The 11,858-nt window shown below is 38.2% G+C and carries 13 protein-coding genes and 1 tRNA gene; 11 read left to right on the top strand and 3 right to left on the bottom strand.

Translation table 11 applies throughout. From position 1 onward, the window contains the following. Positions 1 to 141 precede the first annotated feature (141 nt). Genes CDG55_RS12030 through queA form a run of 3 tightly spaced genes read right to left on the bottom strand, consistent with a single transcriptional unit; the run spans position 142 to position 2,822 of the window. Complete coding sequence (locus CDG55_RS12030) at positions 142 to 711, bottom strand: LemA family protein (RefSeq protein ID WP_087535648.1); 570 nt, start codon at positions 709 to 711, stop codon at positions 142 to 144. Positions 712 to 742: 31 nt separating this feature from the next. Then, positions 743 to 1,771 (bottom strand): hypothetical protein, encoded by a 1,029-nt coding sequence (locus CDG55_RS12025; RefSeq protein ID WP_087535649.1) that lies wholly within the window; start codon positions 1,769 to 1,771, stop codon positions 743 to 745. 13 nt (positions 1,772 to 1,784) lie between these two features. Further along, on the bottom strand, positions 1,785 to 2,822 hold the full coding sequence (queA, locus tag CDG55_RS12020; RefSeq protein ID WP_087535650.1) for a tRNA preQ1(34) S-adenosylmethionine ribosyltransferase-isomerase QueA: 1,038 nt from the start codon (positions 2,820 to 2,822) through the stop codon (positions 1,785 to 1,787). 181 nt (positions 2,823 to 3,003) lie between these two features. On the opposite strand from queA, the gene CDG55_RS12015 reads away from it, so the two are divergent. The 11 genes from CDG55_RS12015 (at position 3,004) to CDG55_RS11965 (ending at position 11,777) form a co-directional block, all read left to right on the top strand. Continuing rightward, positions 3,004 to 3,090, top strand: a tRNA-Leu gene (locus tag CDG55_RS12015). 188 nt (positions 3,091 to 3,278) lie between these two features. Beyond that, complete coding sequence (locus CDG55_RS12010; protein ID WP_087535651.1) at positions 3,279 to 4,649, top strand: tyrosine-type recombinase/integrase; 1,371 nt, start codon at positions 3,279 to 3,281, stop codon at positions 4,647 to 4,649. A 593-nt stretch (positions 4,650 to 5,242) separates the two neighbouring features. Continuing rightward, complete coding sequence (locus CDG55_RS12005; RefSeq protein ID WP_087535652.1) at positions 5,243 to 6,106, top strand: hypothetical protein; 864 nt, start codon at positions 5,243 to 5,245, stop codon at positions 6,104 to 6,106. 131 nt (positions 6,107 to 6,237) lie between these two features. Beyond that, on the top strand, positions 6,238 to 6,474 hold the full coding sequence (locus tag CDG55_RS12000) for a transcriptional regulator (protein ID WP_087535653.1): 237 nt from the start codon (positions 6,238 to 6,240) through the stop codon (positions 6,472 to 6,474). A 14-nt stretch (positions 6,475 to 6,488) separates the two neighbouring features. Beyond that, a complete protein-coding gene (locus CDG55_RS11995; protein ID WP_087535654.1) occupies positions 6,489 to 6,806 on the top strand; it encodes a helix-turn-helix transcriptional regulator in 318 nt (105 codons plus the stop codon). Beyond that, a complete protein-coding gene (locus tag CDG55_RS11990; RefSeq protein WP_087535655.1) occupies positions 6,803 to 7,363 on the top strand; it encodes a hypothetical protein in 561 nt (186 codons plus the stop codon). The genes CDG55_RS11995 and CDG55_RS11990 overlap by 4 nt, the downstream gene beginning before the upstream one ends. Then, on the top strand, positions 7,353 to 7,661 hold the full coding sequence (locus CDG55_RS11985) for a hypothetical protein (RefSeq protein WP_087535770.1): 309 nt from the start codon (positions 7,353 to 7,355) through the stop codon (positions 7,659 to 7,661). Before CDG55_RS11990 ends, CDG55_RS11985 begins: the two co-directional genes overlap by 11 nt. Beyond that, positions 7,654 to 8,196, top strand: a complete 543-nt coding sequence (locus tag CDG55_RS11980; RefSeq protein WP_087535656.1) for a hypothetical protein — start codon at positions 7,654 to 7,656, stop codon at positions 8,194 to 8,196. The genes CDG55_RS11985 and CDG55_RS11980 overlap by 8 nt, the downstream gene beginning before the upstream one ends. Before the next feature lie 4 nt (positions 8,197 to 8,200). Next, positions 8,201 to 8,536: a CHC2 zinc finger domain-containing protein gene (locus CDG55_RS11975; protein ID WP_087535657.1), complete on the top strand. Its 336-nt coding sequence runs from the start codon at positions 8,201 to 8,203 to the stop codon at positions 8,534 to 8,536. Beyond that, the gene (locus tag CDG55_RS11970) at positions 8,533 to 11,070 is read left to right on the top strand and encodes a DUF927 domain-containing protein (RefSeq protein ID WP_087535658.1); all 2,538 of its coding nucleotides are present in this window, start codon (positions 8,533 to 8,535) and stop codon (positions 11,068 to 11,070) included. Before CDG55_RS11975 ends, CDG55_RS11970 begins: the two co-directional genes overlap by 4 nt. A 59-nt stretch (positions 11,071 to 11,129) precedes the next feature. Continuing rightward, a complete protein-coding gene (locus CDG55_RS11965) occupies positions 11,130 to 11,777 on the top strand; it encodes a hypothetical protein (protein WP_087535659.1) in 648 nt (215 codons plus the stop codon). Positions 11,778 to 11,858: the final 81 nt, after the last annotated feature.

Below are 11,858 nucleotides of genomic sequence, written 5' to 3'. Positions count from 1 at the left end.
AAAAACAGTTCGCTGATCAAAAGCGGCTATTTTCCTTGATTATGGCGTGTAGTTCTACTACTAAATGTAGCGTAAGTTAAAAAATAAAAAAGCCAATCAAGATAAAGCTTAGATTGACTTGTATTCAAGTAAAAATAAATTTTAAAAATTCGGTTTATAGTCAAAATTTTCAGTTGCAAGATTATCCTTAAACGGGCGAATGGCTTTCTTGGATAAGGTGAGGGTATTGATCAGGTTATTGGGGAACACCTCGATCTGGTTATTAAACAACTCTACGTTACGGTTGAATATCGTGATTGCCGCACCCACATTCTCGTTTTGTTCCTGAATATCATCCATCATCTTGCTATAAAGTGCATCAGCTTTCAGCTCGGGATAGTTTTCCACCACTACATTGAGGCTACGAATCAGTTCCTTACTCATTTTCTCAATCTGTTGTAATTGAGAAATATCGGTATCATTGACATTCAGATTCAGAATTTGTTGGCGTAATTCAGTCACTTTTTCCAAAGTTGATTTTTCAAACTGAGTATATCGATCTAATGTTGCTTCCAATGCTTCTAAAGTCTTTACTTTTTGGCGCTCAAAGTTGGCAACTTCTGACCATGCCCGTTTGGTGGCATTAAAATACCGTACGATGTTGTTGCGAATAGAAACGCCCCATACGATCAGCACCACAAAAATTCCCAAAAAAATCAGTAAACCGGTCATCGTCATTCCCCTTATTGTTATGGCTAAATGATTAGCTAATTAAATTCAGCATGAGCTGTTGAAACTTTTGATATTGCGGCATGGTCATGGTACGTAAATGTCCACGTAATGCTGAAATATCATGGATTTCACTACGTTTACTGGCGGTTTGGAAAAGGTTTTGTTCGCCGAGGTAACACAAAATTTGCTCTTCATGATGATAAATTAAATCACCAGTAAAATGTTGAAAAAAATCATGTAGCTTTAAGGTGAGGCTGGGACTAATTTCTTTTGCTAATTGATGTTGATCGACCCCAAAAATATTTAGCTCTTGGTTAATTAAAATATCGCTGCTTTGCCATGAACTTGTATATGGTTCAAAAAAACGAGAACGTTTATTGCTGACCGCTATTCCTGAAGCAGGCATTTGAAAAATAAAAGCGCCCCATAGATCTTTGTGAATTTCTTTGGCAATTTTCTGATTGCTATTTTCTTCCTGAAAAATGGGGAGTTCACTGACATAGTGATATTGAAACAATAAAACTTGATGTTCAGTCGTACCATCATGCCATGTAGTTGAAGCATATTGGGTGATTTCGTTAGATTCAGTGCCACGATTAAATAATGGGAAAAATTGCTTCAATCTACTGATCACCAATAATGGCTGTGCTTGAATGGGTAAATAAGCGGGTAGCTGTTGAAATTGCAGACCATAACGTAAGACGGTCATGCGTTGTTCGAGATATGTAATGACCTGTGTGAGTGGCTCTTTCGGCTCATACAGTAAATACGCTAAAAAGCCAGTCAAAAAGGCAGCGAGGAGGCTAAAGATATACTGAATATGTGGGTGAAAAAAATAGCCAAATACTAATGTGCAGATGCTTACAATGCCTAAAATAAAAGGCAATACATTAAAAAAGCATAAGCTATGATCATCACGCCACGGATGTAAAGCATCCAGCAAATCTTGATCACTATCTGATTTTTGCCCTATATCCCAAAGCCGAGCAATATTGCGGAAAACCTGCGCATTTTTTTTTCGTCTTATATGTAAGGCTTGTTCTACAGTATCGATCGGCATCGTTCTATTTAAATCAGGTGTTTAATTGATCCACTAGCATAGCATCACCATAGCTAAAGAAACGATAGCGTTGTTCAACAGCATGTTGGTAAGCCGCTAAAATGTGGTCTCGATTTGATAATGCAGAAACCAGCATCAGCAAAGTTGATTCTGGTAAATGGAAATTCGTAATCAAACGATCTACGATACAGAATTGATAACCTGGATAAATAAAGATTTGCGTATCACCTGTCCAAGCTGCAATTTTACCTTGATTAGCTTGCGCAGCACTCTCTAAGGCACGAGTCGCAGTCGTTCCAACAGCAATGACTTTATTACCACGAGCTTTAGTTTCTAAAATGAGATCAATTGTGGCTTGCGGCACATCACACCATTCACTGTGCATAATATGATTGGTGATATCGGTGGTACGTACAGGCATAAAGGTGCCTGCACCTACGTGTAAGGTCACAAAAGTTTTTTGCACGCCTTTAGCGGCTAATTTTTCTAATAAGCCTTGGTCGAAATGTAGGCTTGCTGTCGGCGCTGCAACACTGGCAATTTTTTCAGGATCGTGGAACACGGTTTGATAGCGTTCGGTATCAATCTCTTCTGCTTCACGATTGAAATAAGGTGGAATCGGGAGCTGACCGTATTGATCCAGCACCGACAAAATCGGTTGTGAAAACTTCACCACAAACAGATTTTCATGGCGGCCTTGTACGGTGACAGGTACGTCATCTTCACCGATATACAGTTCTGCGCCTGCTTTAGGCGAATTGCTTGATTTGATATGGCAATGTGCAGTGTGGGTGTCTAACATGCGCTCAACCAGAACTTCGATTGCACCACCTGTAGCACGTTTGCCTTTTAAGCGTGCTTTCATGACTTTAGTATCATTCAGTACCAGCAAATCACCTTCTTCAAGTAAATCAAGAATATCGGTGAAAACATGATCGTGATACTGACCTTGAGCATCGATATGGAGTAGGCGAGATGCGCTACGGCTATCTAGTGGGTAGCGAGCAATAAGTTCATCAGGAAGATCAAACGAAAAGTCGGAGAGTTGCATACATCTAAAACATTGCAAAAAATTGGGTGTAGTATAGTCTTTTTTGTGTTTTCTCGCTGAGTTCACGTGTTTATAAGCAGAAAAATATCTGAGTGATTTAAAAGTGAGCAATAAGCGGTAGTTAGTGTTTGACAATAAAATCAAACAGGTTATGATACGCAACACAAAGCATCGCACTCTTCCCGAGGTGGTGAAATTGGTAGACGCGGCGGACTCAAAATCCGCTGTCAGAGATGACGTGTCGGTTCGAGTCCGACCCTCGGGACCACAGATATAAAATTATATGCCAACATACAGCATATAAACTTCGAAAGCCCTGATAATTCAGGGCTTTGTTGTTTTTAAATGCTGAAACATACAAACATATACCACTATACAGCGTAGAATAATAAGGATACATTTGAGGATATATTCACTGCGGTCAACTTCCGTATCCTCATTCGGAGTGAAAACCTTATGGCTAAACAGATTAAGCCACTTTCTTCTACTCAATGTGATAGCGCAAAACCTAAAGAAAAAGATTACAACCTGTATGATGGGCAAGGTCTGATTTTATTTGTCCGTAAAAATGGTTCAAAGGTCTGGAGATTCAAATATAAACGTCCTAATGGTAAAGATGGATTAATGACATTAGGCAACTATCCAGCACTAACACTCAAAGAAGCTCGGGAACGTAGAGCCATTTATTTAAATCAATTAGCCAATAATATTGACCCTATAAATCAAATAAAGATTGAGGAAGCCAAGAATAGCGATGAGTTCAGTTTTGAACGTATTGCACGTGATTGGCATGAGGCTTATGTAGCGACTGGCAAGTGGAATCAAGCTACGGCAAGAAAAGCCTTAAGTAATTTTGAAATGTACGTTTTCCCAGTTATTGGTAGCAAGCCAATAGACACGATTAAAACCCGAGATTTGTATAACGTCCTGAGTAAGATTGAAGAAAAGGGCTATTTGGAAATCGTGAGTAAAACACGCCAAAGATTTTCGGGAATTTTCGCTTATGCCATCACTAAGGGATATATTGACCTTAGCCCAGCCGTGGCGTTGAGTGATGCAATCACGATTACAAGAAAAACTAAGCACTATCCTAAATTGCCATTGGCACGATTACCTGAGTTTTTCAGCCGTTTAAGAAATGACGGAGGCAACCCAATTACTAAGTTGTGCTTAGAATTTGCCTTACATACTTTTGCCCGATCTAGTGAGCTACGCTTTGCACGCTGGAATGAATTTGATTTTGATAAAAAGATATGGACCATACCGCCTACAAGGGAATTGATTGCTGGATATAAAGATTCTCACAGAGGCGCAAAGATGAAAGAAAAGCATCTTATTCCTTTATCTCCACAAGCATTGAAGCTCATAAAAGAAACACAAGTCTATAGCGGTATTTCCTTAAATGTATTTCCTAACAGTGTAGATATGGCTGGCTTTTTGAGTGAAAACACAGTCAATGACATGATTAGGCGCATGGGTTACAGCACGCAAGATGATGTATGTATTCATGGCTTTAGGGGGATGGCTTGTGGTGCATTGATTGAAAGCACTTTATTCACTGAGGATGCAGTAGAGAAGCAAATGAGCCACCAAGAACGTAATGGCGTAAGATTGGCTTATATGCACCATGCGGAGTTTATGGAAGAACGTAGAATGATGCTTTGTTGGTGGAGTGATTACCTAGAAGCCAATCAAGAGAAATTTATTAGCCCGATGGAGTTTAGCTTTTCATTAATGGAGCAGGCAAAGCAGGGTGTAATTAATATTAAATATGCGAAATTGATTAAGCTTAAATTGGCTGAAATGACAAGTTCATTCATTGCTTAATTAGGCAGAAATTGCATACGCAAAAACAGCCTTTAAATTGCGAATTTTCCAAAAATTCTAATTTTTCTATTTTACGGATATGCCATTTTTTTGACTGTTACAGGTGTTACAAGGTTACATCATTGTTTTATAAGAAATTAATTTTAAAAAGCTGTAACACTTTTTATTTAACAGGTTACACAGTTGTTTTTATTGAATTATTTTAAATTTTAAGGACGTGGTTTTGTGACTTTAACTTAATTTTAAACAGGGTTTAACGGTATAAAATGAATGTATGAAATTTAATAAGATACTGTTTTGTAAATATTAAATTTGAATTCTAGGCTGTAACCACTTTTGAACCTATTTTTTGCTGAATTTTGTATAGGGTGAATGAGTTACAGAATAGGAAATTGCTAGCCATATGAGTGCTGGAAAGTCTGAATATTTGGATTAGTACTTATTTTATTGACCAAAATGACATTTTAAAAACGTATTTCTTATTTATTGCATACGCAAAATTGATAATTTTCTTTTTGTTGAATAAGTTGAGCATATGCAAATATAAGGCACTATATAGTTTTTGAATTTCATTAGTTTGGGAATGAGTAAATATGATGGAAATTAATCCATATGAATTAGACCCAGAAGAAGCGCGTCATCAATTTTTTGATTTTCAAGAACGAGTTTTCAATAAAATTCGTAGTGAAATGTATGATGTACAAGATGATATCTCATATATTGTGCAATGTTATGATCATTCTTATGACTTTAGTGATATCGATTATGAAGTCATAACATATCTTAAAAAAAATGGACTTAACATACAGCTCGTTGAGCCAAAAAAGGATAAAAAAGCAAATCTAGATTATTACTTAGCTATGTATTTGGGATTGGAAACAGCAGAACATTTTTTTAGAAACTTTAAAACGATGGACTTTGACACTCAATTAAGTAACCTGTCTTATGCTAAAAATCAGTTAGCAATTTTAAAGGTTTTATCTCCTACAGGAAAACCGAAGTATAAATTGAGAAGTACAACAGGTCAGTCAAAAGGTGCGAAAATTGCGAATAAAAATAGATATGCGCTTACTAGGCAAAAGGCAGAAGTAGAGTGGAATAAATTCAAACGTACAGTGATAGATTGGGTGAAATTTAAAAATGAGCCTGAAAAATTCGAAAAAGAAATAAATACAACTTTAAAAGAATTTGAAAAATCTTTTTTTAATATATTGACAGGTATGCGCTTAAAAGGTGCAAGTGCAGAAACAAAGAATCTATTAGATGAGAAATACACTGATAGTGTACAAAATCCACCCTTAGTGATTGGATGGATTAGAGAGCTTGAAGAATTACCCAATAAACAAAAAATGCAAGCTGATAAGAAACGAAAGCAAAGACGAATAGATCAGATGCTAGAAAATAGCCCATATTCTCCATTAAAGATTCAATTAAGGCGTGAAAAAATTAAATATTGAAAGAAATTGAGTGATTTAATTGTATATAAATCAGAAATATAAGATATGACCACTTATTTTTTTAGCGGTATAGTATTTGTTCATGTTATCAAAAAATAAAAATAACCTCATACCGATATGAGGACTTATAAATGCAAATTCATGCTTTACCTACTCACGCACAACCGCTACGAGTATCTCAAAAAACCACTTGTCAGATGCTAGACCTAACCGCAGAGGGATTACGCAAACTGATAGCAAAAGACCCAACATTCCCAAAGCCTTACAAAGCTGGAACTACACGACAAGCCCCTGTTTATTTCGACTATGCCGAATTGGTGCAATGGCATAAAAGCCAAAAGCAAGCAAATGATGTGCAGTCGGTTTAGGTGGGGGAATAGCCATGCTTAAACAACAATACTTAAGGGAAGAACAACCAAGTACAGAGCGCTTTTATCGTATGAGCGACCTTGCCAATATTCCTGAACGCCCTGCACGCATTCATCAATATAAATCAGGCATTAATAAAGGCAAAACCCGAGTGATTGGAGAGCGTCAAGCCAGTAAAGGTTTGATAGGTGTATCAGAGAAAACTTTATGGGAATGGGTGCGTAAAGGTGAATTTCCCCAACCCATTAAATTAAGCCCGACCATCACCGTATGGCGTGCAACAGATATAGCTGAATGGATGAAATCAAAAGAAATGGAGTGTTCAAAATGATTACGCATTTTCCAACGGATTACTCCCCTGATTTACAGCAACAAATACAGCCAATCTATTGTCCTCATAAATTTTCATGGTTGACGTTTATTTGTTATTACCACCATGATGAAAATGACAATAGACGACCATTATTAAGTTTAGATGGGGATATGTTGTTTATCAAAGATGTACTTTCGTCAGACCAATTTATTGATTTAAATCCATTAATTGATAGCTACGCTAAAAATTATGATGTTGTATTTATTTCATTTAATGCACGTATGTTGAAATATATTTCACTCATGGCACAAATTAAACCACTGGGCATAAAAATTCTTTGTGCGAATAAAGATACATCCATTGAAACGCCTCATTTAACAATTGATGGGCATGATATAGAGTTTTTTTACCAAGAAATAACACCTGAATGCTTTACTTTTGATGATGCTGTTAAATGGTTTAAAGACAAACATGGTACGGCAAGTGTTATTGAATTTAGCGGATTAGCAATTCGTCAACTGGTTGCACTTGGTCAGCATACTAAGGAGGGTTCACGTGAAAACAATCCTTTCTAAGCCCCATACCCTTGCAAACCAAGTTAAAGCTTTATATCCTAAATATGCCCAACAAAAAGCAGTTGGGTTAGCTTTGGTCGGCTATTTTGTAAAAGGCGCACAGTCTGCTTATTGGGCTTTTTTTGTGCGTAATATCTCTATGCGTTCGCATTTTATGGCGAAGTTGGAGAGGGACACGTTTACGTGTGCAGGCTTCCTTTTACACCTGTCGACCAACCCTTTTCAGCTTTGCCACCCTCATTTGGTCGTGAATGGTAAAGCTCCAAACTTTGTAAAAGGAGCGCATAATCATGCCTAATCAAACCATTACTACTCAAAACAAAATATTTCAGGTCCTTTCAGAGCTGGATAAACCAGTTAAAGATTATTTCTTTTGCTTGAAGGAAATTCAGGCTTTACTTGATGCTGTGATCTATTCCATAGGCTGTGAAAGTAATCACCAGTTTAAAAATGAAATCAAAAAAGCACATTCAGTTTTATATGCTTCACTTCAAATTATTAATCCGTGGATTATCCAATTAGATGAGCGAGCAGATGCTATTAGTGATATTGCAGAAAATGACAATCCAACAGCTTTAATTCACACCATTCTGAATGATTTTCAAAAACTTGATGTCGATGCACAGCATTTGATAAATCTTGCCAAAATCGCTTGTGATCAATCATTACAGATTGATCCAGCAACATTTAAAATTTCGGGGGTGGGTTTTAGCACTATTCAACTTATGATCAGTGCAATCCAACGCATGACCATCCAATTACAATCCGATATTTTCGCTGAATGTGATGTTTTAGGTGAGCTATACCCTACGATTTTTAAAGTAGAGGTGTAGTCTTATGAAAAAAGCGCACCCTACGCTAGGGAAATACCGAAACACCAATACCGATAAGCCAAAGAAATTTGGCTTAAATCGGGCATTACTTCCTGATCCTATTGAATATTTAACCGCTAGAGGCTACGCCGTCAAAGGTCGTGGCGAATGGCGAGAAATGATTTGTCCTTTTCATGATGACAGTACCCCAAGCCTACGCATAAACAGCCGTAAAGGTTGTTTCAAGTGTATGGCTTGCGAAGCCAAAGGCGGTGATTTGATTGCATTTCACCAACTGCTTACAGGCAAGTCTTTTATCGAGGCGTGTAAAGACTTGGGCACATGGGAGAATGACAAATGACTGAATTTTTAGATTATCAGGAAGTCCAAGAACAAGCTTTTATCCATGCTCAAAAGCTGGCAGAGCGTGAGGTTAAAAACGGTTATCAATTTGAGTATCTATTCATCTATACCAATGGTCACGGCATGCCTGTTTATTGGAAAGTGAGAGCCAAAAATCACCATACTGGTGATAAATGGATACGTGTATTCTCAAGTGGTGAACGTGGTTTTAAATTTGGTGATCCTAATTTCACGGAATTGTACCCAATAGGGCAAGGTAAAAAGCCCTTATATGCCTTAGAACAAGTGCTAAATATCCCCGAAAAGCAGCCTATTTATATCGTTGAGGGTGAACAAAAAGCCGACTTTATCAATTCATTGGGCTTAACTGCGACCACATGCGGAGGCAGTGGCAACACGGAAAAAACCGACTTAAAACCACTTGCGAAGCATTCAATTATCATATGGGCAGATAATGATAAGGCTGGGACCAAGTTTTTTAATGAAATTGCCCAGCAACTTGATGTATTGGGCTGTGATGTTCGATATATCGTTTTAGATGGGCTGAATTTGCCCGAAAAAGGCGATGTAATGGATTGGGCAGACCTACGCAAGCAACAAGGGCTAACCACGACAGCAAGCGATATTACAGCCTTAATTACAGCACAATATCAGCCACCATTGCCTAGTGATAATTTGCCTGATGGTATGTTAGCCGAGCCAATGGAGTGGGAAAACGGTAGCTTTGAAATTCATGATAAAGGCGTGTTCTATATTGAAAAGCAGAAAAATGGAGAGTATCGGGAACGCTTTATTTCTAGTCCTATTTTAGTAACAGCTAAAACAAGAGATAACACCAGTAATAACTGGGGGCGTTTATTACAGTGGCAAGATGATGCTTTTATTCATCACACTTGGGCTGTACCGAACGAGCTATTTCAAGGTGATGGGACGGAATCACGAAAAGCCCTATCCAATCAAGGTGTGATTATTACCCCTGACCGCAGAGGCAGAGAGCTTTTTCAAATTTACCTAATGAGCTATCCAGTCGATAAATTTGCCTTATGTGTGGATAGTGTCGGCTGGCATGGTCATCGTTATGTATTACCGACTGAAACCCATAGCAATCCAGCCACTAAACATGATGAATTAATTGTTTATCAGCGTACCGATGGATTGGATAACCGTTTTCAATTCAAAGGTGAATTGGAAGCATGGAAAAATGGCGTAAGTTTATTGCTAGAAAGCCATTCTAAGCTTGTATTTAGTGTGGCGTGTGCCTTTGCTGGGCAATTGCTTGAGCCATTAAACCAGCAAGGTGGTGGTTTTCATATCAATGGAACATCATCAAAAGGCAAAAGTACCGCTATTTACCTTGCATGTAGTGTATGGGGACACCCTAAAGAGTATTACCGTACTTGGCGATCTACTGGGAACGCCTTAGAGCAAACCGCTTTTATGCACAATGATGGCTTCTTAGTGCTGGATGAGATTGGCGAAGCCAGTGCCAAAGATATTGGGCAAACCGTGTATATGCTTGCTAATGGTCAAGGCAAAGCACGTATGGGACGAACAGCTATAACCAAAGCCCCACAGCAATGGCGTGTTTTATTCTTATCTAGTGGTGAAAAGACGTTTAAGGAGATTCTAAACGAGATTGGACAAACGGCTAAACTTGGGCAAGAAATTCGATTACCTGAAATTAGCTTAGATGCTTGTGAATATGGTGTATTTGACCTTGTAGATTTTGCCCCTGATGCTTCACAGCAAGCCAATATGTTGTATGAGAACTCAATCAATGCTTATGGTGTGGCTGGTAAAGCATGGCTTGAATATTTGACCAATGATAAAGGTCAAATGACTGAAACAGCTTTAAAACTGTACCAACAATATAAAGCAAAAATTACTCCTGATAATGCACAAGGGCATATTGCCCGAGTGGCTTCACGTTTTGCCGTTGTTGCGGTGGCTGGTGAGCTTGCAACACAAGCCAATATCACAGGTTGGAAGAAAGGCAGAGCTTTAGAGGCTGTGCAAAGCGTGTTTAAAACATGGTTAAACAGCTTTGAAATGGTCGGAGATTTTGAAGATCGGCAAATACTCCAGCAAGTGAGAGCATTTTTTGAGGCGAACGGAAATAGCCGTTTTGATACCTTAATTGAGGGAAATAAGCGTGCAAGCTATGGCAATTCAGATCATGCCGATGATGCAAATACCGATACCAAGAGCTTTAGAGAAAAAACCATTTATCGAGTGGGCTATAAGGTTGTAAATGCCCAACAGCGTGAAACCTTGCGTTATTTGTTCTTTAAAGAGCAATTTAAACAGGAACTTTGCACAGGTTTTGATCCTAAGAAAGTAGCGAAAGTGCTTAAAAAACATGGCTGGTTAGACTGTGCTAATGGCAAAACAACCAAACAGGAACGTACCCCCGAAAGTAAAAATCCAGTTTGGCTATATGTGTTCAACACTTCAATGTTTAGCTATGACATTGAGAAAGCTACCAATCCATATACGGATGACGTAAACACAGGCACAACCATTGATATTTAACTCAATTACAGGCTGTACGAGCGTTTAACGCCGTGCAGTCTTTTTATTGGTGATCAATAATGAATATTGCACAGTTAATTAGCCAAGTTTTACAGCACTATGGCGCAAGTCTTGAGCTAATCAACAATCAAGCTTTACGCTTACATCATTCTGATGATATACCCCAGCAAAGCACAGACCTTGTACGTAAATACAAACCACAGCTAATACGCCGTTTACGGCTTCAATCATGTTATGAGCTATTGGAGCATATCCAGCAAGAGGGTGCAGAAATAGAGCTAATAGACAGCCAAACCGTGCGTTTACATCATGCAGAGCGCATCACAGATATTGAAATACAGAAAGTAAAACAGTCTAAAGCAGAAATCATCGAAATACTGAGCAATTCGACTGCATCAAATGCCGAAAGCTTGGACCAAGATATAAAGCAAGAAGTTATACAGACCTATTTTGATCGACTGGAGCGGCACCGTAGCAACTTACGTAAGATCAGTAATCCTGTAGAAAATGCTCTAGTGAAGCCTGAGCATGTGCGACAAGACCTAATACAGAAATTCCTAGTGAATCAAGAGCAAGCTCACTACTTTCTTAATGTGCTAATTGAGCAGAACATTTTTTATTACGATAGCAATTTTAAATTCTATTTATTTCCTAATTTCACCCATCCAGCTATGGAAGCTTTTCAGCACTACAATAGTTTTGCCTAAGTAAACTAAAACAATCTAATTGTGAATTTGTGCCGTGAGGTGGCAAGGGCGAGGTTACTTGTTCCGAAATTTTGGCACTGT

This window comes from Acinetobacter sp. WCHA45 (assembly GCF_002165255.2).
Taxonomy (GTDB): domain Bacteria; phylum Pseudomonadota; class Gammaproteobacteria; order Pseudomonadales; family Moraxellaceae; genus Acinetobacter.
The sequence above is the reverse complement of the archived record's forward strand: the minus strand, read 5'-3'. Positions and strand labels throughout refer to the sequence as shown.

Coding starts and splice junctions, on each gene's coding strand:
- queA (WP_087535650.1), bottom strand. CDS start 2,822: ATGCAACTCTCCGACTTTTCGTTTGATCTTCCTGATGAACTTATTGCT.
- CDG55_RS11990 (WP_087535655.1), top strand. CDS start 6,803: ATGATTACGCATTTTCCAACGGATTACTCCCCTGATTTACAGCAACAA.
- CDG55_RS12010 (WP_087535651.1), top strand. CDS start 3,279: ATGGCTAAACAGATTAAGCCACTTTCTTCTACTCAATGTGATAGCGCA.
- CDG55_RS12005 (WP_087535652.1), top strand. CDS start 5,243: ATGATGGAAATTAATCCATATGAATTAGACCCAGAAGAAGCGCGTCAT.
- CDG55_RS11995 (WP_087535654.1), top strand. CDS start 6,489: ATGCTTAAACAACAATACTTAAGGGAAGAACAACCAAGTACAGAGCGC.
- CDG55_RS11965 (WP_087535659.1), top strand. CDS start 11,130: ATGAATATTGCACAGTTAATTAGCCAAGTTTTACAGCACTATGGCGCA.
- CDG55_RS12025 (WP_087535649.1), bottom strand. CDS start 1,771: ATGCCGATCGATACTGTAGAACAAGCCTTACATATAAGACGAAAAAAA.
- CDG55_RS11980 (WP_087535656.1), top strand. CDS start 7,654: ATGCCTAATCAAACCATTACTACTCAAAACAAAATATTTCAGGTCCTT.
- CDG55_RS12000 (WP_087535653.1), top strand. CDS start 6,238: ATGCAAATTCATGCTTTACCTACTCACGCACAACCGCTACGAGTATCT.
- CDG55_RS12030 (WP_087535648.1), bottom strand. CDS start 711: ATGACCGGTTTACTGATTTTTTTGGGAATTTTTGTGGTGCTGATCGTA.
- CDG55_RS11975 (WP_087535657.1), top strand. CDS start 8,201: ATGAAAAAAGCGCACCCTACGCTAGGGAAATACCGAAACACCAATACC.
- CDG55_RS11970 (WP_087535658.1), top strand. CDS start 8,533: ATGACTGAATTTTTAGATTATCAGGAAGTCCAAGAACAAGCTTTTATC.